This is a genomic window from Streptococcus sanguinis (genome assembly GCF_019928825.1).
GTDB classification, from domain to species: domain Bacteria; phylum Bacillota; class Bacilli; order Lactobacillales; family Streptococcaceae; genus Streptococcus; species Streptococcus sanguinis_L.
Window position 1 is genome coordinate 1 of record NZ_JAHZOP010000005.1, and the last position, 20,752, is coordinate 20,752.

At 36.3% G+C, this 20,752-nt stretch carries 20 protein-coding genes and 3 tRNA genes; 5 read left to right on the forward strand and 18 right to left on the reverse strand.

What is annotated here, in order from left to right; genetic code table 11:
- Positions 1 to 184: 184 nt before the first annotated feature.
- The 13 genes from K1J09_RS09970 to ychF form a co-directional block, all read right to left on the reverse strand.
- Positions 185 to 670: a sigma-70 RNA polymerase sigma factor region 4 domain-containing protein gene (locus K1J09_RS09970; protein WP_002928633.1), complete on the reverse strand. Its 486-nt coding sequence runs from the start codon at positions 668 to 670 to the stop codon at positions 185 to 187.
- Between the two features lie 213 nt (positions 671 to 883).
- Positions 884 to 957, reverse strand: a tRNA-Asn gene (locus K1J09_RS09975).
- Between the two features lie 5 nt (positions 958 to 962).
- A tRNA-Glu gene (locus K1J09_RS09980) sits at positions 963 to 1,034 on the reverse strand.
- Positions 1,035 to 1,139: 105 nt separating this feature from the next.
- On the reverse strand, positions 1,140 to 3,119 hold the full coding sequence (gene ftsH, locus K1J09_RS09985) for an ATP-dependent zinc metalloprotease FtsH (protein ID WP_125332639.1): 1,980 nt from the start codon (positions 3,117 to 3,119) through the stop codon (positions 1,140 to 1,142).
- A 17-nt stretch (positions 3,120 to 3,136) separates the two neighbouring features.
- On the reverse strand, positions 3,137 to 3,679 hold the full coding sequence (hpt, locus tag K1J09_RS09990; protein ID WP_032906688.1) for a hypoxanthine phosphoribosyltransferase: 543 nt from the start codon (positions 3,677 to 3,679) through the stop codon (positions 3,137 to 3,139).
- 4 nt (positions 3,680 to 3,683) lie between these two features.
- Positions 3,684 to 4,961: a tRNA lysidine(34) synthetase TilS gene (gene tilS, locus K1J09_RS09995; RefSeq protein ID WP_125332641.1), complete on the reverse strand. Its 1,278-nt coding sequence runs from the start codon at positions 4,959 to 4,961 to the stop codon at positions 3,684 to 3,686.
- Positions 4,958 to 6,241: a serine hydrolase gene (locus tag K1J09_RS10000; protein ID WP_126434930.1), complete on the reverse strand. Its 1,284-nt coding sequence runs from the start codon at positions 6,239 to 6,241 to the stop codon at positions 4,958 to 4,960. Before K1J09_RS10000 ends, tilS begins: the two co-directional genes overlap by 4 nt.
- Complete coding sequence (locus K1J09_RS11840; protein WP_002928624.1) at positions 6,234 to 6,362, reverse strand: SP_0009 family protein; 129 nt, start codon at positions 6,360 to 6,362, stop codon at positions 6,234 to 6,236. Before K1J09_RS11840 ends, K1J09_RS10000 begins: the two co-directional genes overlap by 8 nt.
- A gap of 2 nt (positions 6,363 to 6,364) precedes the next feature.
- Positions 6,365 to 6,733, reverse strand: a complete 369-nt coding sequence (locus tag K1J09_RS10005) for a septum formation initiator family protein (protein ID WP_023917162.1) — start codon at positions 6,731 to 6,733, stop codon at positions 6,365 to 6,367.
- Positions 6,726 to 6,992 (reverse strand): RNA-binding S4 domain-containing protein, encoded by a 267-nt coding sequence (locus K1J09_RS10010; RefSeq protein ID WP_002894302.1) that lies wholly within the window; start codon positions 6,990 to 6,992, stop codon positions 6,726 to 6,728. Before K1J09_RS10010 ends, K1J09_RS10005 begins: the two co-directional genes overlap by 8 nt.
- Before the next feature lie 90 nt (positions 6,993 to 7,082).
- Positions 7,083 to 10,586, reverse strand: coding sequence for a transcription-repair coupling factor (mfd, locus tag K1J09_RS10015; protein WP_223323939.1), 3,504 nt, complete (start codon positions 10,584 to 10,586; stop codon positions 7,083 to 7,085).
- Positions 10,579 to 11,148, reverse strand: coding sequence for an aminoacyl-tRNA hydrolase (gene pth / locus K1J09_RS10020; protein ID WP_223323938.1), 570 nt, complete (start codon positions 11,146 to 11,148; stop codon positions 10,579 to 10,581). Before pth ends, mfd begins: the two co-directional genes overlap by 8 nt.
- 73 nt (positions 11,149 to 11,221) lie before the next feature.
- On the reverse strand, positions 11,222 to 12,337 hold the full coding sequence (gene ychF, locus K1J09_RS10025) for a redox-regulated ATPase YchF (protein WP_223323937.1): 1,116 nt from the start codon (positions 12,335 to 12,337) through the stop codon (positions 11,222 to 11,224).
- Between the two features lie 166 nt (positions 12,338 to 12,503).
- Here ychF and K1J09_RS10030 point away from each other — a divergent pair, with 166 nt between their 5' ends.
- A complete protein-coding gene (locus tag K1J09_RS10030; RefSeq protein WP_002894297.1) occupies positions 12,504 to 12,995 on the forward strand; it encodes a DUF1307 domain-containing protein in 492 nt (163 codons plus the stop codon).
- A 127-nt stretch (positions 12,996 to 13,122) separates the two neighbouring features.
- Here the strand turns inward: K1J09_RS10030 and K1J09_RS10035 are convergent, their stop codons facing one another.
- From K1J09_RS10035 to K1J09_RS10055, 5 genes are all read right to left on the reverse strand, one after another.
- Positions 13,123 to 13,317 carry a DUF951 domain-containing protein gene (locus K1J09_RS10035; RefSeq protein WP_002931702.1) on the reverse strand — a complete coding sequence of 65 codons (195 nt, stop codon included), beginning with the start codon at positions 13,315 to 13,317 and terminating at the stop codon, positions 13,123 to 13,125.
- Positions 13,318 to 13,444: 127 nt separating this feature from the next.
- On the reverse strand, positions 13,445 to 14,581 hold the full coding sequence (gene dnaN, locus K1J09_RS10040; protein ID WP_223312496.1) for a DNA polymerase III subunit beta: 1,137 nt from the start codon (positions 14,579 to 14,581) through the stop codon (positions 13,445 to 13,447).
- A 154-nt stretch (positions 14,582 to 14,735) separates the two neighbouring features.
- Positions 14,736 to 16,088 (reverse strand): chromosomal replication initiator protein DnaA, encoded by a 1,353-nt coding sequence (gene dnaA / locus K1J09_RS10045; RefSeq protein ID WP_125408296.1) that lies wholly within the window; start codon positions 16,086 to 16,088, stop codon positions 14,736 to 14,738.
- Positions 16,089 to 16,302: 214 nt separating this feature from the next.
- A complete protein-coding gene (locus tag K1J09_RS10050; RefSeq protein ID WP_223323936.1) occupies positions 16,303 to 17,064 on the reverse strand; it encodes a ParB/RepB/Spo0J family partition protein in 762 nt (253 codons plus the stop codon).
- Between the two features lie 63 nt (positions 17,065 to 17,127).
- The gene (locus tag K1J09_RS10055) at positions 17,128 to 18,300 is read right to left on the reverse strand and encodes a S1C family serine protease (RefSeq protein ID WP_002901929.1); all 1,173 of its coding nucleotides are present in this window, start codon (positions 18,298 to 18,300) and stop codon (positions 17,128 to 17,130) included.
- Positions 18,301 to 18,503: 203 nt separating this feature from the next.
- On the opposite strand from K1J09_RS10055, the gene rlmH reads away from it, so the two are divergent.
- From rlmH to comD, 4 genes are all read left to right on the forward strand, one after another.
- Positions 18,504 to 18,983, forward strand: a complete 480-nt coding sequence (gene rlmH / locus K1J09_RS10060) for a 23S rRNA (pseudouridine(1915)-N(3))-methyltransferase RlmH (RefSeq protein ID WP_149566278.1) — start codon at positions 18,504 to 18,506, stop codon at positions 18,981 to 18,983.
- Between the two features lie 42 nt (positions 18,984 to 19,025).
- Positions 19,026 to 19,099 (forward strand) — tRNA-Arg (locus K1J09_RS10065).
- A gap of 180 nt (positions 19,100 to 19,279) precedes the next feature.
- Positions 19,280 to 19,387, forward strand: a complete 108-nt coding sequence (locus tag K1J09_RS10070; RefSeq protein WP_002905686.1) for a competence protein — start codon at positions 19,280 to 19,282, stop codon at positions 19,385 to 19,387.
- Positions 19,388 to 19,414: 27 nt separating this feature from the next.
- Positions 19,415 to 20,749 (forward strand): competence system sensor histidine kinase ComD, encoded by a 1,335-nt coding sequence (comD, locus tag K1J09_RS10075; RefSeq protein WP_002920029.1) that lies wholly within the window; start codon positions 19,415 to 19,417, stop codon positions 20,747 to 20,749.
- Positions 20,750 to 20,752: the final 3 nt, after the last annotated feature.

Here is a 20,752-nt window from a genome sequence, read left to right on the forward strand (position 1 = left end):
TGCACTTGGTTCGTCTTGTTCAGTTTTCAAAGGGCTTTGTCTTTCGCGACAACTATATTAGTATATCACCCAACCACCTCCCTGTCAATACCTTTTTCTAATTTTTTTATCTTTTTATTTAATAAAAAACTTGATGCTCGAACCTGTTCTAGTAAAACAGATTGAGATTCATCAAGTTTGTTCATTATAAAATCGTATTGTCTTGAAAATCTTTTAGGTGATTTTTTAAATCTTTAAGCATAGCTCTTCTTCCTTTAAAGCGTTCATTGCTCATCAGTCTCTGATAATTATCCAATCCAACATCATCAAGAGTTCTTTTATAATTGTCAATCGCTTCTCTGAAGGCAACTAACTCATCTAGAAACAACTCTTTTGATTTTAGTCGATGTCCAATCTCGCTCACTTCTTCATAAGGCTGGCGGTCCAATTTGCGCTTTTGGCTTTCTTGTTTACGAATTTTATCATGTATATGATTTCTGAATTTTGTTTTGAAATAACGATAGAGTTTTTCCTCATCGTTTTCAATTCCTTTTTCTTTAAGCAGAAGTTCGTATAAAACTAACATCCCTTCTTGCTCCCAATCGCTATGTTCCCACAAGTGTATATAGTAATCTTTCTTACACTTCCAAACTATCCATTTCACCTTCTCATAAGTAGCTCTAAAATCCATAGTTCCTCCTTAAATTTTACTTGACTTAATTCTACTGTAAATAGAAAGCAAGGTGAGCTCTTTCTTCTAAAAAGCATTGTTTTGGAACTCTTCTGACTCTAATAATTGTTTTTAAGTCATTTCAGGCACATATTTAGTCATTTGGGAGGATTGTGCGAAGTATGAAAGCAAGAAAAAAATCAAATGCTTACACATTTGATTTTTTAAACCTAGCTCCGCCAGTAGGACTCGAACCTACGACATCATGATTAACAGTCATGCGCTACTACCAACTGAGCTATGGCGGATTATATAGTCCGTACGGGATTCGAACCCGTGTTACCGCCGTGAAAAGGCGGTGTCTTAACCCCTTGACCAACGGACCATTTCTTGTCCTTCTGCAGAACATATTCCATTATATCAGCTTTTCTTCCTTTGTCAATAATTATTTCAGAAAAAGAGAAAAAAGTTGGAGTTTCTCCAACTTCTTTTACTCGGAACTTTTTTCTTCCATTTTAGTTTTAATTTCATCATAAGAAAGCGCATGAGCTTCTTTGTCTAATTCAAGTTCAGACTCTTCTGGCATTTTGCCAGTTTCATACAATGATTTAATCTGATTGCTATCCAAAGTTTCATATTTAAGAAGCGCTTCAGCAATCAATTTATGAGTTTCGCGATGGGACTGGATAATCTCTGCTGCTTTGTTACGAGCTTCATTAAGAAGTTCTCTTACTTCTTCATCAATCTCATATGCAGTCTGTTCTGAAATTGATTTTTGAGGACTGGCTGCACCAAACATAGCATGGTTTCCTTCGTATTGAACTGGACCAAGTTTTTCACTCATTCCATATTCCGTTACCATACTGCGGGCCATCTGAGTTGCCTGTTCAAAGTCATTAGAAGCACCTGTTGTCTGCACATTAAATATAATTTCTTCAGCCACACGGCCACCCATAAGACCAGCTAATTGCTCTTTCATATCTTCTTTAGATAGAAGCATTTGGTCTTCCTTAGGCAGGGCAATCATATAGCCACCAGCACGTCCACGAGGTACGATGGTTACCTTATGTACGACACGCGCATTTGACAATACCAAACCAACAATAGTATGTCCAGCTTCATGATAAGCAACCATTTGACGATCGCGTTCAGACACCGTTTTATCTTTCTTAGAAGGTCCTGCGATTACTCTGTCTTCTGCTTCATCAATATCATCAGCATCGATAACTTTCTTGTTACGACGGGCAGCAACCAAAGCAGCTTCATTCAAGACATTTTCCAAATCAGCACCAACAAAACCTGGTGTCTGCTGAGCAACTAGTTTCAAATCAACATTTTTAGCCAGCGGCTTATTCTTAGCATGAACACGAAGAATGGCTTCCCGACCTTTAACATCAGGACGGCCGACCAACACTTTTCTGTCAAAACGGCCAGCACGCAGCAAGGCTGGATCTAATACATCCGAACGGTTAGTAGCAGCAATGATAATGATTCCTTCATTGCCTTCGAAACCATCCATTTCAATCAAGAGCTGATTGAGGGTTTGCTCACGCTCATCGTTACCACCGCCAAGGCCAACACCACGCTGACGACCGACTGCATCGATTTCATCGATGAAGATAATGGCAGGAGCTGCTTTTTTCGCATCTTCAAACAAAGAACGAACACGGCTTGCTCCGACCCCAACAAACATTTCTACAAAGTCGGAACCTGAGATACTGAAGAAAGGAACTCCAGCTTCCCCAGCAACTGCCTTAGCAAGCAAGGTTTTACCAGTTCCTGGAGGGCCTTCTAGAAGGACACCGGCAGGAATACGAGCACCTAACTTGGTGTAACGTTTCCGATCTTTCAGAAACTCAACAACTTCTACTAGCTCTTGCTTTTCTTCCTCGGCACCAGCTACATCTGAGAAACGAACCTTGATATCTTCTTTGTTAGCTGCACGCGCCTTATTGCGGCCAAAATTCATGGCACCGCGGGCACCACCACCGCCACCTTGATTCATCATGGACATAAAGAAGAAGATGACAATTACAAAAGGAACGATGGAAGTGAGGATTGTAATCCACATTCCGCTTGAACTTTCGCGCTTTATGCTGATTTCAGTGTTATGCTCAGAAGCTAACTTTTGTAAATCAGAAATTGTAATATCTGACGGTAAAATAATACTTGTAAATCTCTCTACTTTAGAAACGTTTGGAGTGAAAAATAAAATCCCTGTATCTTCTTTCGATTCCTGAGGTGTTTTGTAAGTACCTGAAATCTCAACGACGCTGCCATTTGGCTGGTAGCTCATCTCTGTGACATTATTTTCCTTAATTTCCTTCACTAATTCTGTGTAATTGATTTGCTGACTGCGACCGCCAGTATCTCCTGAAAAGAAATACTGAAAACCTGTCACTAGGACAACAATAATCAGAATATAGAGAAATGGATTTTTTATAAAACCATTATTTTGCTTATTTTTCATCTATTAATAGTAAACCTTTATTTTGTATAAACTTCTTCTTTCAAAATACCAATATATGGAGTATTACGATAGTTCTCATTGTAATCTAACCCATATCCAACAACAAATTCATTTGGAATTGTGAAACATGTATAATCTGCATTGATTTCAACAATACGGCCTTCTGGCTTATCCAAAAGTGTGGCAATTTTCACTGATGCAGCATTTCTTTCTCTAAACAAATCGCACAAGCTTTTCAAAGTCTTACCAGTATCAATTATATCCTCAACAAATAGGATATCACGTCCTGTGATGTCTTGATCAATGTCTTTAATAACATTAATGACACCTGAGCTGGTAGTACCACCATGGTAGCTGGAAACCAACATGAAATCAAGCTCAATATGTGTATCAACATGCTTGATCAGCTCAGCCATAAAAGGCACGGAACCCTTTAAAATTCCAACAAAAATTGGATTTTTACCTTGGTAGTCTTTGGTTAATTGCTGGCCAAGTTTTTTTGCGGCATCCACGATTTCTTCATGGGAAATCAATATTTTTTTGATATCTTGTTCTAGCATAATTTTACCCATCTATTTTCTGAATATAAAGTACAGTACTCATTATATCACTTTTTAATGCCTTACTCAAATCACTGATAGCAATATTTAAGATTGCTAAAATTTGATGATTTTGTTCCACGATTACAGATGAATTCCGTTCTTCAAAGGAAACCTTCTTATCAATAAAAAGACGGCGAAGTTTCTTGTGATGACCATTCAGCAAAATACTGTCTCCCTCTTTTCGAAAGCGAAGTGTTAGCGAAGTTTCACGCGAGACAAAAATTTTCTGTATATTTTCACCACTCAAAGGAATCCCGAATGAAAATCGATAATGCCCAAACTCAATCAGATTCTCAAATTCTAACAAAATTGAATCCATTTTTAAATCGGGCTTACGACTGATTTTTCTAATTTCAAAACGCTGGTAATCTTTAACAAGCTCATAGTCTTTTTTCAAAGTGTGCTGATAATTGACCTTAGTCCGCAGGATGTTTAAAATTTCCTCAAACTGCTGCTTACTCAGATTCAGACCAGGAAAGTTTTCGAGATAGTTCTGCAGTAGAAAACGTTGAACCTGAGGGATTTGCTGATGAAAGACTTGGACATTTTCTATATCTAAATCTCTAGTCAAGTGAGACAAAGCGGTCTGCCAATCTTCAATTTCCTTGCCCAGATACCGCAAAGAATCCTTGAATTTCGGATTTTCTTTTTCTAGATCCGGCAGATAAAGATTGCGAATTCGATTTCTGAGATAGTCATTTTGAAAATTACTGCTATCTTCAAAATGTTGAATCTCTGGAAAGTCTGACTTACGAAAAGTAAGCAAAGGACGAATCAGCTCCCCGCAAGCAAAAGACTGGACAGCTTTCATGCCGGACAGATGACGAAGTCTAGCTCCACGCAGCAGCCGCATAAAAACAGTCTCAGCTTGATCATCTGCGTGATGGGCAGTTACTAGAGCTGTATAGTGTTCCTCCTGCATCACTTTCCCAAAAAAATCATAACGAAACTGCCTAGCAGCATTTTCTGAAAAATTACCAGAAAAACTTGATGTAAAAATCTTTACACCAAGCTGTTCCGCAATCTTTACTAATGCCTTTTCTTCTTGATCTGACTCTGGCCGCTGTTTGTGATTGACATGAGCAATCGCAAGCTCGATAGCCAGTTCTTTTTGAGAATCAATCAACAGCTGCAGCAGTGTCATAGAATCCAGTCCACCTGATACAGCAACCAAAACTTTTCGATGGTCTTGGAAATACTTTTTCTCCTGCATTTTTTTAAGAAATTCGTGCTTGATCATTTCAGGACTCCATAGACATCGTCTGCTATCTGGGAAATGGTATCATAGTTTGAATTATTGGTGAAAATAACAATGATAAAAGGAGAATCCGCATAGACAATCGCAGCATCATGCTTGAAATCATAGGCGTCGCCAATTTTATGAGCTACTTTAGCTTCAATATTTTTAGAAATCCGCTGATTATCATAATTTGTCTGAGACAAGGCATCGATAATCATGCCATTTTGCTCATAGATAGCTTCCAAAACATTTCCAGCCATACGTGAAGATGCTTGTCTTTCTTCCACATCCCATTTCTTTCCAGCTATTTTGTTGATCGTCTGCTGAAAATTTTTATCAGATTGATCGGTCACATAATAACCTAAAATATTGTGAGCGACATTATCTGATTCTTTGGCCACTCGATTAATCAAATCCTGAACTGAATATTCCTTGTCATCAGCTGACTTAGCAATACTGCCACTTCCTTCTGGTTCGTAAGCACCTGCAAAATCATTAACTGCTCCAATATACTTGAACTTCTGATCTAAGGAAAGTTTTTTCTGATCCAGCTGTTCCTGCACATAGTAAAGATAAGGCAATTTTGTCACACTAGCTGAATACATCTCTTGATCTTGATTAATGCCTGCTTCTTTGCCAGTGTCCAACTGTTTGACATAGATAGAGTAGTCAGCTTTGTTATACTTACTGCTCAGAATTTCTTGAACTTTGTCCATTCGATTATCAGTCTCATCCAGAAATTCCATAGAAACCCAGCCCTGTCCTTCAATCTGGGCATAAGTTCCTTTGACTGTCTGGACAATTTGAACAATGTTTACTTTTGTATATGGAGCTAATGTTGTATTGATTTTTTTAGCTCCGTTGATATTGGCTTTATCATAAAGAATGAAGCCAGGTTTCAACCACATTTCTTGATGGATATCTTCGATTGACTGGACAGTATCTTCGTAAATTGTGTTTTTGTCCGCTATCACAAACTGCCCATTTTTCAGCTTGAAAATCGGGACTCCTTCTTCATTTACATAAAATCCTGCTATCTGGATAGGCTGGTCTGGAACTAGCTTTCCAGCAGTCTTACTCAGAGTAGAATCTGTAAATGTAGGAGTTTCTTCATAAACATTAGGATTTGTCGGGATGCTATCATAATAGCGTCCATACGTAGTGCTTGTAAAATGATATTTTTCTTCCTCGTCTAATACGAAATCTTTTTCGGTACTAATAACTGTGATACTGCTAAATAAAGCTGGCAGCAAAAATATCAGTAACAAAAACTTACGCATGTTTTCCCCTTTCCTCTTGATTTTCTTGAAGTTTCAAAGTTTGATTTTTTTCAGACAGTTCTTCCAATTTCTCATCTGAAAAGGCCAAGAACTGCTCAATTGTTTTTAATAAATCTTCCATAACTACTGTGGCAATAAATCTGGGATAGTATAAATGTACTCACCCTCTTTTGAAAAAGAGTATTTAGCGCGTGCATACTTAGCCGCATAGCTATCATCTTTTAATTTGGCTGCTATATCAGATTGATAGACCTTTTCTTCGCTGAGCGTCTGATATTTCTCCTGGAGTTTAGAATATTGTTCACGACGCTGCAGCAAGGTTTGATAACTCTGGTACAAATTATAGGTAGGTAGAATAAATAAGAGAATCACCAAAATCAGAACCCAGCCCATAAAACGGTTGCGTTTCCGCCGTTCCTGATCTACATATCTGCGGCGTTGATTTTCATCTTGAATAAAACGATTATTGAGTTGGACGATATTTTTAGGCATCTTCTTCTATCCTTGTTTCACTGACTATTTCGTACATTTTAGCTGCATCTTCTTTTTTAGTACTGTCTTTCATCTCCAGAACCTTTACAGTCAAGAGTTTATTACCAAAGCGTACTTCAACCAAGTCATCCACTTTCAAATCTGTTGAGCTCTTGGCCAAGATACCATTCACCTTTATCCGACCCTTGTCAGCTACTTCTTTAGCCACTGGACGTCGCTTGATAATCCGTGACACTTTCAAATATTTATCTAATCTCATCCTATTACCTCATTTTCTCTTAATTTATTATTCTACCATTTTTTGAGAAAAATAGAGCTTAAAAAGCCAAACTTCACTGAATTGTAACCTTTATTCTGCCTTACGCTGTTTAATTTCTAGCATCTTTTCTCCAAAATTAACCAGACCTTCTAAAATCTCATAATCTTTTTTGTTCCTCACATCAAAGATTACTTCAATCAAGCCATTTTTTTCACCAATTCGAGCCTTTAAATTCGTCATCGAAAGTGCTTCAAAATAGTCCTGCGTCAGATAAAGCTGCTGCGAAATTTTCTCAAAATGAATAATTACTGCATTCTGCTGGCGTTCCACTGACTTTACAAAAGCCTGATCTAAATAAGACTTAGCAAGTCCAATCTCCAACAGATAGGCTACAACATCAGGATACTCCCCAAAACGATCAATCAATTCATCCTGTAAATTTTCATAGTTTACACGGCTGTCAATCTCACGAATTCTCTTGTAAATTTCAATCTTCTGTCTTTCATCAGAAATATAGTCACTAGGCAGATAGGCATCAATCTGCAGATTAAGTTCTGCATTGCTTTTTTGACGTTTGTTTTCTCTACCCTGCTTTTTAGCAATGGCTTCTTCTAGAAGCTGTGAATACATCTCAAAACCAACAGAATCAATAAAGCCAGATTGCATGCTTCCTAGGATATTTCCAGCACCCCGAATAGATAAATCTCGCATGGCAATCTTAAATCCAGAACCTAACTCTGTAAATCCTTTAATAGCCTCCAGACGCTTTTCAGAAACTTCTGTTAAGATTTTATCTGGTCTGTACATCAGATAAGCGTAAGCAATCCGATTGCTGCGGCCAACTCGGCCACGAAGTTGATACAAGGTTGACATCCCCATGTGGTCAGCATTTTCTACAAACAAAGTATTGGCATTTGGGATATCAACCCCAGTTTCAATAATGGTAGTGGTCACCAAAATATCGTATTCTCCATTGATGAAATCCAGTAAAGTGTTTTCTAAACGAATTTCACTCATTTGGCCATGAACATAGCCTATAGAAGCTTCTGGGATTAACTCTCTTAATTCTGAAACTTTCTGTTCGATTGTGTCAACCTTATTGTAAAGGTAGTAAACCTGTCCACCTCGGTCTATTTCACGTAAGACAGCTTCTCGAATCACTGTAGGATTGCTTTCTAAAACATAGGTCTGAACAGGATAGCGATTAGTTGGTGGGGTCTCAATGACTGACAAATCACGAATCCCCAGCATAGACATATGAAGAGTTCGAGGAATAGGAGTTGCTGTCAAGGTTAGGACATCAACTTTCTTTTTCAATTCCTTTAATGTTTCTTTATGTTTAACTCCAAAACGCTGCTCTTCATCAATGATGATTAAACCTAAATCCGCAAATTCTACATCTTTGGATAAGAGTCGGTGGGTCCCAATGATAATGTCAACCTGTCCCTTCTGCAGCTTATCCAAAGTCTGTTTTTGTTCTGCCTTACTCCTGAAACGGCTGAGTACCTCGACATTGACCGCAAAATCATTAAAGCGTTCTTTAAAGTTAGTATAGTGTTGCTGGGCTAAAACCGTTGTTGGCACTAATACAGCTACTTGTTTATGATTATTGACAGCCTTAAAAGCAGCCCGCATAGCTACTTCTGTTTTCCCAAAGCCTACATCACCAACTAAGAGACGGTCCATCGGACGACTGCTTTCCATATCCTTCTTCACTTCTTGAATACTTCTTAGCTGGTCCTCTGTTTCAACATAAGGAAAATCATTATCAAATTCCTCTTGATTGGAATCATCAGCTGAGAAAGCAAAACCTTTTAGCTGGCTGCGTTCAGCATATAGTTTAATCAAATCATCCGCAATATCCTGAACCTGATGCTGAACTTTTTGCTTACTCTTCTGGAAACGACCGTCATTTAGCTTATTTACCTTAGGTATTTTTCCATCGCTGGCAACATATTTTGATAGGAGATCAATCTGGTCAACTGGAATCGAAATACGATCAGAATTTTGATATTGAATTGTCAGATAATCACGGTGGACACCAGAGATTTCAATCGTTTCTATTCCCAGATAACGTCCTATCCCATGAATATTATGGACAACATAATCCCCTTTTTCTAGCTCATTATAATCTTTCAGTCGTTCGGCATTTGAGATATTCTGTCGCCGGATTCTTCGTTTTATTTTCTTGTGAATAATTTCGTATTCTGTAATAAGAACAATTTTCTCATCTACGAAATTAAAGCCTTGAACAAGATTTCCTTCTATAAGCTGAACTGCATTTTTGTGAATCTCAGCCTCTTTTATATAGTCTAAATGAATATCATATTCCTGTAAATTTTTATGTAAATTTTGTAAACCTGACGAAGAATTTGCTTGTAAAATTATTGTATAGCCAGATTTTTTATAACGATTAATCTCTTCCTTGAGCAAGGGAAACTGACTAAAAAATTCTTGCATTGGGTACTGATTGAATTGATACAAAGCATCAAATTTCAGATTTCCCAAACCTTTTTGAAAGCTTGAAAAGAAGGTTGCTGGTTTATATTGACGATAATCTTGGTACTTATCTGCAAAATATTTCTGACTTGATAAAGCTTTACAATTTTGTAAATCATCTGTCAACAAACTAGCTGTTTCCAGTTCAAATTGAGCATGTCGATCCACAATTTTTTGAAAATCATCAAAAAACACAGGACTATGAACAGGCAAGTAGTCTAAAATAGTCCATTCTTTCTGATAAAAATAAGAAAGGAATTTGCGAATATCTGCATGATGGAACTCCTCTTTGGCACTTATTAGTAGCTCTTCTAAGTAAGATTTCAAAGCAGGATCAACAGCTTTTTCTAAAATAGCTTCCAGATTTTCCCGTCCTCGAGCATAATCTTTCTCAGAAAGCAGGATATCAGAAGCAGGTTTAATCAAAATACTTTCTATGTTATCAATTGAAGTTTGATTTTCTGGATTGAAAATCCGAATACCATCAATTTCATCCCCAAAAAACTCCAGGCGATAAGGTGCCTCTGCTGAGCGCTCAAAAATGTCTAAGATGTCTCCTCTTAGACTATATTCTCCCTGACTTAAAACTTGAGACACCTTCTTGTATCCTGATCTTGACAACATCTTTACAAGATTATTTAGGTCATATTCTTGTCCAACTGTCAAATTTATATTGGTATTTTTAAAATCAATAGAATCAGGCAAGAGTAATTTGCTGGCTGCGACATTAGTAACTAGAATTCCAGACTTTTGATGGTCTATTAAAAAGTTTAGAGCATCTAATCTAGAAAATATTTTTTCCTGTGAAGCAAAAACAAATTCTGCTATAGGAGTATCATCTGCTAAGAAAGTATAGACCTTGTCTTCTCCCAACAAAGAAATCAAATCACTAGCCAAACGATCTGCTTCATTTTGACTAGAAGTCAGCACAAGGATTTTCTCTGATTCTTCTAATCCAGCTGCTATAGTAATTGCTTTTGTTGATGCAGACAATCCCATTATCAACTGTCTGCTGTTTTTATGGAGATTTTTCTTCCAATCTGAAATTTGCTGGTTTTGACAAAATAAGTCAATCAGGTTCATTTTATTATCCATTGTATTTCTGCATTGTTTGTTCAAAATTGCCTGACTGTAAATAACATTTTACAGCATTGTCAACCTTATCAAGAGTATTCAGAATCGTTATATAATCATCTTTATCGAATTTTCCTAGAACATGGTGAACCACTGTCACGCCTTCTTTTGGACGGCCAATACCTATCTTTATCCGTTTAAACTCTTGACTTCCAATGTGTTTGATAATAGATTTAATACCATTATGGCCACCAGCTGAACCCTTGCTGCGCAAACGAATCTTACCAACTTCCATATCTAAATCATCATAGATGACCAATAAATCCTCTATATCTAAACCATAATATGCCAGTAAAGCTTGAACAGCCTTTCCGCTCTCATTCATAAATGTAGTTGGTTTGACAAAATAAACTTTTTCACCATTCAGAAAAGTAGAGGCAATATCTGCTTGAAATATTTTATCAGCTGTAAACTTTAAATCAAGATCTTTACAAATCTTGTCAATTAGCATAAAACCAACATTATGTTTGGTTTCAATATATTTTTCTCCTGGATTTCCCAGACCGACTATTAACTTTACCATTTTTCTCCTTTATAAAAGCCAAAAGGGCTGGAAAAAAATTTCCAACCTAGAATTTTTAGACTTTACAAATACTTTACACATTAAATCTAAATTCCATAATATCGCCATCCTGAACGATATATTCTTTTCCTTCTTCGCGCAAACGTCCAGCCTCTTTAACTGCTTTTTCGCTGCCATAGTGCACTAGGTCATCATAAGACATGGTGACTGCTCGAATAAAGCCTTTTTCAAAGTCTGAGTGAATAATGCCAGCCGCTTGTGGAGCTTTCATTCCACACTTAAATGTCCAAGCACGAACTTCCTTTTCACCAGCTGTAAAGTAGGTTCCAAGCCCCAACAGATGATAAGCTGCTCTGGTCAGTTTATCCACACCTGATTCTGTCAAGCCGATAGCTTCCAGAAATTCTGACTTATCTTCATCGTCCAATTCAGAAATTTCTTCCTCTGCACGTGCTGAAATGACAACAACTTCAGCATTTTCTGTAGCTGCAAATTCACGAATCTGCTTCACATAGTCAATATTATCTGGATCAGCCACCTCATCTTCACTGACATTAGCCACGTAGAGAACCGGCTTAGTCGTTAAAAGAAAGAGTCCTTTAACGATTTTTTGTTCTTCTTCTGTGAATTCAATTGTGCGAGCTGACAGACCATCTTCTAGGACAGGCTTAATTTTCTGTAAAACATTAAATTCTGCCACTGAATCCTTATCTTTTTGGGTCCGAGCCATCTTCTCTACGCGCGCATAACGTTTATTGATACTTTCTAGGTCTGCTAAAATCAATTCTAGATTAATGGTCTCAATATCAGCCATTGGATCTACAAATTCAGACTCACGGCCCTGTTCCCGCATGACATTTTCATCATCAAAGGCACGTACTACGTGGACGATAGCATCTACTTCACGGATATTGGCCAAGAATTTATTTCCTAGTCCTTCTCCTTTTGAAGCACCTTTCACAATTCCAGCAATGTCAGTAAATTCGAAGGTTGTTGGAACTTTCTTCTGTGGTTTGATGAGTTCTGTTAATTTATCCAAACGAACATCCGGAACTTCTACCCGCCCGACATTTGGATCAATTGTCGCAAAAGGGTAATTAGCTGCTTCTGCACCTGCTTTTGTAATTGCATTAAATAAAGTTGACTTACCGACATTGGGTAAACCAACGATTCCTGCTGTCAAAGCCATTCTTATCTTCTCCATTCATCTTTTCAATCCAAACCATTATACCATAAATCCTTATCCTAAACAGCGGATTTAAGTTATTTTTTCTAGCTTTCTTTACAAAAATGTAAAATAAATTGAAGAAAAAAATGGTATAATATAGCTAATATTATTATTAAAGGAGTCCCTAATGAAAAAGAATACTTTCAAAACACTTTTTCTTTCCTTCCTTGCGGTTTCCGCTTTGTTTGTTTTAGCTGCCTGCAGCAGTCCTAAAAAAGCTTATTTCCAGCTGATTGACCAAAATACTAAGCAAGATAGCCGCATCACTGTTGAATACAAAGGTGATGAGCTTCTTATAAACGAAACAAACAACACCTTCTACTATAAACCAGTTGGCTTGACAAAAGACACTGCTAAAGAGCAGACAGAAGCCTATGCTAAATCTATTGAGGGTATCAAAGGATTAACTCATAAAATCGAGTACAAAGATGATTATTTAACTGAAAAACTGACAATTGATTTCAGTAAAGCTGATATTGAAGAACTACAAAGTAAACAGCTTCTTCAAACATCTGGTAATCAAAAAGCGGATTATATCAGCTATAAAGAAACTGCTAAATTACTTGAAAAAGCAGGTTATAAAGAAGTTAAAGACGGTAAATTTGAAGATCTTAAATAAAAGCAAAATGGATAGGACTTAAAAAGTCCTATCCATTTTTGATTGAAAAATAAGAAAATAAAATCTAAATCTGATCTTCAGCAATGCAACTTAGTTTTCTACAATAGCATTTATGATGATTTTTAGTTCAATCAATTATTTTCTTCATTTTTCTTTCAAAATCGTGACGACTCATCATCACAAGATGTTCACAATTAGTACAACGGATTTTGATATCTGCACCAACCCTTGTGATTTCCCAGCGATTCGCCTTTTTCCCAGTCGCTTTAATGGTGCAGGCATGGGGCTTTTTCATCTCTATAAAATGACCAATTTCATACATTTTCTTTCTCCTTTCAAGGAACTAGCATAGTCCAGGAAGAAAACTTAAGCATCTATCATACTTTGTAAATGAAAAGAGCTTAGAACCAAGAATTAAAAATCTTTAACTTGGCCCACTGCTTTTCATCTTAATTAGTTCTGACAGGTGTAATCAGCTGAATAAAGTTTTCTGTGTCTTCACTTGGTACCAAGGTGAAAGGACGAACGGATGAGATAAAACTAATCGTTACTTTTTCACTGTCAATGGCCTTCAAAGCATCAATCAAATAAGTTGGATTAAAGCTGATGGTCAAATCTTCGCCAGTTACACTTTCTGTATCAATTTCTTCGTTAACACGGCCAACCTCTGGTGAATGTACATGGGCACTAACAATACCGCCTGCAATCTCCAGTTTAACTGTTCCATTCTGTGTGGCATTAGACAAGAGACGAGCGCGTTCCATAGCTGCGCGCAAATCAGAAGTATTAAAAGTAAGGATACTAGTAAATTCAGTTGGAATCAAACGATCTGTATCTGGATAATTTCCTTCCAAGAGGCGGGTGTAGAAGCTGATATTTTCGCTTCTGAAAAGAATTTGATTGTTAGCAAAGAAAACCTCTACCGTTTCAATTTCATCGGTAAAAACAGCCGTAAATTCACGTAAAGAGCGACTTGGAATGACTACGTCGAAATTATCTCCGTTTTTCTCTAGAGTAATTTTCTTTTGACTCATTCTGTGGGAGTCTGTCGCAACTGTTTTCAAAGAACGGTTATCTGTCAAAACAAAGTGAACCCCTGTTAAAATTGGACGGCTTTCCTGAACACTGGCTGCAAAGGCTGTTTCGTTAATGACATCTTTGAGAATTTTTGTTTCAAGAACCAGGGGATTGCTAGCAGAAATTTCCTGGATTCGTGGATACTGATCAGCGTCTTTTCCTTTCAGGGTAATCTCTGATTTGCCGCTAGTCAAGACGATTTGTTTTTGTTCAATTTCTTTAAAATCCAGAATAATATCTGGCAGACTGGAAACAACATTGATAAAGAAAGTCGCTTCTAATAAAATTGAACCTGTTGAGTTGACAAGCAAGCCTGCATTTTCATTTTGAGTAGAAATAAAGTTTTCAATCGACACTTGACCATTCGAGCCGATTAAGGTGATTCCTTCTTTGGTAACATCGATTTTTACAGTAGAAAGAATAGGAATTGCATTTTTATGGCTGATAGCCCTTTTAGTGGTATTTAACGCTTGTAAGAAGAGATTTTTATTAATAGAAAAATGAATCATAGGATCTCCTTTTTATTTATGATTATAAGATTAATAGTAATAGTAGTTTATGTGAATTATGTGGAAAAATAGCTTGGTCCTTATTCTAACAAGTTTTGAGACTTGTTCACAAAGTGTGGATAAGTTTTGAAAAAAATCTGTAGTTTTCCACACGCTATTTAATTTTATTCTTGATGCTTTCAATTTCTAAACGCAAATTGTCGTCTGATTCAATCATAGTTTTGATTTTTCCATGTGCATGGATAACAGTCGTATGATCTTTTCCGCCAAATTCACGACCAATTTTAGGCAGACTGTTGTCAGTCAGTTCACGAGTCAGATACATAGCTACCTGTCTAGCTAAAACGATATTTTGTACTCGACGGCTGCCTTTCATCTCTTTGACACTAACACCATAGAATTTCCCAACTTCAGACTGAATCTTATCAATCGGGATAACTGTTACCTGGCTTGAATCCTGCTTGCGTGCTCGAATAGCCTCTGCAGCGATATCAATAGTGATTTCCTTCAGATGACGAACTCTAGCAATGAGACTGATGTCATTCAAAGCACCTTCCAAGTCGCGGACATTGGAGTCGAACTGTCCTGCAAGGTATTCCAAGGTATCATTCGGGAAAATATAATCCAAATCTTCTATTTTGTTTCGCAGAATTGCAATTCGTGTTTCAAAATCTGGCGGTGTAATATTTTGAGTTAATCCCCATTTGAAACGTGTCACTAAGCGTTCTTCCAAATTATCCAGATGATCAGGACTGCGGTCGCTGGTTAAAACAATCTGTTTATTTTCACCATGAAGAGCATTGAAAGTGTTGAAAAATTCTTCCTGAGTTGAAACTTTTTTTCCTCCCAAAGATTGAATGTCATCAATCAGCAGAAGATCCAGACTACGATAGATTTTTTTAAAGCTATCCATCTCTCCCAATCTTAAATGTTCAAGGAAGTCGTTAATAAAGGTTTCAGCCGGTATATACTTGACACGCGCATCTGGAATATTTTCTAAAATTTGATTGCCAATAGCATTTAATAAATGAGTTTTGCCTAGGCCAGGTCCTCCATAGATAAAAAGAGGATTATAGGTTGTGGCTAGATTCTCAGACACCGCCAAGGCAGCAGCTTTAGCCCAGATATTTCCGTCTCCCTGAACAAAATTGTCAAAGGTATATTTTGACTTTAATCCAGTATCAATAGGTGGCAAGCTTGGCTGAACAGTGCTGATTTGAGGACTGGTTACTGCAGATTTCGGAGTTTCAGTGTTAGTTTCTTCTTCAAAAATATACTTTCCCGCAATCTGATCATTAAAAATCTCAAATCCTGCAGTAAGAATAACTCCTACTAAGTTTTGTTCCCAAAATAGTTGTTTCACTGGACTATCTAGGAAAATAATAGCTTGTTTTTCTTCAACTTTAACAAGCTTGGCTTCAGCAACAAAGAAATCATAAGTTGTCTGTTTTAGCTGAGCATGAGCCAATTCTAAAATACGATTCCAAAAGTCCTGTTCTTTGGTCATAACTTCCCTCCTTTTCTATAATTTTCTGATTCATACGCATCTTATTTTATCATAAAGGTTCAAAGTTTTCCACAAGAACTGGAAAAGAATTCACATTGTTAGCTGAAGTTATCCACAGAATGTGAATAAAGCTAAAATTTCTTATTTTAATAAGCTTCCTAATTAATTTAACAGTGGATAATTTTGTTATTTTTAAAAAAAGAAAATAACAGTTTTATTTAAAACTGTTTATAATTCTTTGATATTCTTCTTCGCTTTCAAAAGGAATAATCAGCTTTCCTTTACTCTGGTTTTTTAACTGAATAGAAACTTCCAGACCGAGAATTTTTTTAATTTTTTCCTCTTCAGATTTAGCAAATATTTCTTTATTAGGTTTCTTTTTGAGACTCTTTTTTTGCTGAAGAAGCTTTTCAACTGCTCGAACCGATAAATCTTCTCGACAGATCTTTTCCAGCCATAGTAACTGTTCTTCTTCTTTTAAGGGAACCAGTAGGCGAGCATGTCCTTGAGAAATTTCTTCTTCCTTGATAGCTTGGCGAACTTCTTTAGCCAGCTGTAAAAGTCTGACAATATTGCTGATATAGGGTCTAGATTTTCCCATGATTTTAGCAATTTCATCATGTGTCAAGCCTTTGTCAATCAAATTTTGATAAGACTCAGCCTCTTCTATAGGATTCAAGTCTTCTCTTTGAAGATTTTCGATAATGGCCTGTTTCAGCATTTCATCATCAGATAATTCTTTGACGATAGCTGGGATTGTTTCTAGGCCAAGAAAAGAGGCAGCTCTAAATCTCCGTTCTCCTGCTAAAATTTCATAACCAAAAAGTGAAGATTTCCGAAGAATGATTGGCTGAATGAGACCATTTTCTTTAATTGATGCCGCTAATTCTTCAATCTTTTTTTGTGAAAATTGTTTACGAGGCTGATAAGGATTGGTTCGAATGTCTTTAAGTGCAATATATTGAAAGTTTTCCATTTGTATATAGAATAACACACCTTTACGATTGTGTAAAGGTGTGTTGACAATCTTGTAAATAAGTTAATTTGAGCTTAACTCTTTTGTTGATTTAGTGAGTTTGATTTTGACTGTTTGAGATTTACCATCTCGGTAATAAGTAATCTCTACCTCATCTCCAATGCTATGCTTGTAGAGAGCAGACTGAAGGTCACTAGTGGATTCCACATCTGTGTTATCTACTTTTGTAATGACATCATTTTTTTGAAGTTTGCCATCAGCAGGCATTCCTTGCTGAACAGAGCGAACAAGAATACCTGATTTCACTGAAGAAGGAAGATTTAATTTAGAAAAATCAGAAGTTGTCAGATTAGATAAATCCATCATTTGAATTCCTAAAGCAGGACGTGTGACTGTTCCATTTTTCTCAAGTTGATTGATAATATTTACGACATCATTAGATGGAATGGCAAATCCCATCCCTTCAACAGAAGTTTGACCATTTGTTGAAATTTTACTTGAAGTAATTCCAATAACTTGTCCTTGAATGTTAATCAACGGGCCGCCAGAGTTACCAGGATTAATTGCAGCATCTGTTTGCAGTGCAGTTGTTGAAATATTTTCACCATTTTCAGATTGTAACGTAACGTTTCTGCCTAAACTAGAAATAATTCCTTGTGTTACAGAGTTAGCATATTCTGTTCCAAGAGGACTTCCGATAGCGATAGCTGTCTCACCGACTGTCAGAGAACCAGAATCTCCAAATTCAGCGACATCAGTTACTTTTTCAGAGCTAATTTTAACGACAGAGATATCTGAATAAACATCTGATCCAACTACTTCACCTGGAACCTTGTTTCCATCAGCTAGCAAGATATCTACATTGGTTGATCCGTTAAGAACGTGGGTGTTGGTTACCAGATAGGCTGATTTTCCGTCTTTTTTATAAATTACGCCAGAACCTTCACTGGAGATTTGTGATTCATCGTTGGAAGATTCATCATTGATAACGCTGCTGGAAGATTCAGCATAAGTAATTACTGAAACAACGGCATTTTGAACCTTTTTCACAGCTTCTGAAATGTCAGTAGAGTTTTTATATGAAGTAGTTACACTGGTTGTTGAATTTCCATTCATTTTTACACGTGAAGTTACTAATGTAGTAACATAATTTCCTAAACTTCCACCGATAAAACCTACAATTAACACTGCAAAAAGCAATAAAGCCTTTTTGATGGCATTTGAAGAGTTTTTCATGTTTTCCTCCTTGAATTACAATTGATGAAATTATAGTTAGCTAAACTTAATTATAACTTAAATACTCTAAGTTTTCCACACCTTGTGGAAAACTTAGAAAAACTGTTGATAGGCATTAGAAAATACACAGATTAGCCGATTCCCAGATAAATTTTACTTGTTAATAAAGTGTGAAGTATAGATGAATATGATAGAATAAACTTATGAAAATAAAACTTGTAACAGTTGGAAAACTGAAAGAAAAATATTTAAAGGATGGAATTGCTGAATACATGAAGCGTCTCAATCGATTCTGCAAGGTGGAAATGATTGAGCTAGCGGATGAAAAAACACCTGATAAAGCTAGTGATTTAGAAAATCAGCAGATTCTTGAAAAAGAAGGAAATAAAATTCTGGCTAAAATCAATGAGCGTGAATTTGTTATTGCTTTGGCAATTGAAGGAAAGCAATTTCCGTCAGAAAAGTTTAGTCAGCTCATGATGGATACTACAGTGCATGGCTTTTCTGATATCACTTTTGTTATTGGGGGAAGTTTAGGTTTATATCCTGCAGTAAAAAAACGGGCAAATCTTCTAATGAGTTTTGGCAAATTAACCTTACCTCATCAACTGATGCGCCTTGTTTTAATAGAGCAAATCTATCGAGCTTTTATGATTCAGCAGGGGAGTCCTTATCATAAGTAATCTTGACGGCAATCCTATTTTCTGATAGAATGAGATAGTATTGGTCTCATAGCTCAGCTGGATAGAGCATTCGCCTTCTAAGCGAACGGTCGCAGGTTCGAATCCTGCTGAGATCAGAAATGTAAAAAATGCGAAATATTTTACAATATTTCGTGTTTTTTTCTTCTATTTTTTTGGTATAATGTCATTTCGGGGATAAAAAATGACATTTCAGGGAAAATTGTCACTAACTCTTTCTATTTTTCTATAATGATAAATGTAAGGTGACTTACAAGATAAAAAGATAGGAGATAGTTATGAAAATCTATTCTTTTCAAATTGCTTTAAATAGCAATTCACTTGTTCAAACCTTTTGGGATTTAAGAGGTGTTCCAAATCCATGGGGTTGGATTTTTGGAAGATAAGAATTTTAAAGTTTAGGGGAGAAATTTATGTCACTTGAAATAATTGGATTAATTATTCATCCTTTTATTAATGTAGCTGCATTTTTAGTTATTTTATCAAAAATCACTAAAATTAAGCATACTCGCTTTTTTGTATCTGTTTGCTTTGGTCTTGAGATTATAGTTCCGTTTATAATTGCTTTTTTAGGACACATATTTTCATTTTCTAGCACAATTCCATCATATACACTGTCATTTTTTCTCCCTATATTTTTAGTTTGGTATTTTTGTAGAGTTGAAAAAATTAAAAGATACCAATCTTTCTTACTTTCCTTCTTTTTATGTTTGTCAATTGATAGCTCTACTACTTTCTTTTCAGTTATTATTTCATCTGTTTTAGGAGATGATTTTGTAGCTCAGTACATGGGCTTGTTTCTGACATGTATCAACTTAATATCCTTGTTCTTTATGGCAAAGGTTATTGATATTTTTGATTTCAGAATAGATTATTTTAAAAGAAGTTTCTTTAAATCTCAGATTCTGATGATTAGTAGTTTATATGCAGTGAATTGGCTGATTTTAAATCTCTCTCATTGGATTAGTAATATAAGGCATTTCAACAGTTTTAGCAGTATGATTGCTACTATTTGTTTCTTGGCCTTTCTTTCTACCTTGGTGACATTCAAGGACAGCCGTGAGAAATACGAAAAAGAAGAGCGTTTGCATCAAAAAGAGTCTGAACAGCTTCGACTTCAGGAATATACTGATGAAATTGTGAGATTATACTATGAAATCAAAGGATTTCGTCATGATTATGCTAGCATGCTGACAAGTATGCAAGTGGCTATTCAAACTGGAGATATCAAGGAAATTGAGCACATTTATCAAGAGGTCTTGGCTGATGCAAATTTGAACCTACGTTCAGATAAATATACAGTTTTTGATTTGAATAATGTAGGAGATTCAGCTTTAAGAAGTGTCATGACTGAGACAATCTTTCAAGCGCGTGAACATCAGATTCAGCTGACTTTTGAAGTTAAGGATAAAGTGGAACGCCTTCCAATCAAGTTGTTAGATTTGGTGAGAATTGCTAGTATTTTATTAAATAATGCTATTGAGAGTGCCATTGACAGCTTAGAAAAAATTGTCCATGTTTCTCTGGTTCAACTGGATGATAGAACCATTTTTGTTGTTCAAAATTCTCGTAAAGAAGGAAAATTGGATTTGGAAGAACTCTATCAGCCCGAGTTTTCAACTAAAGGAGAAAATAGAGGCTTCGGATTGAATAACATCAAGGAAATTTTAAATAGGTATGAATTTATCACCCTTGATACACAAATTGAGCCAAGCAATTTTACACAGATTTTAACAATTAGGAGATAGAAT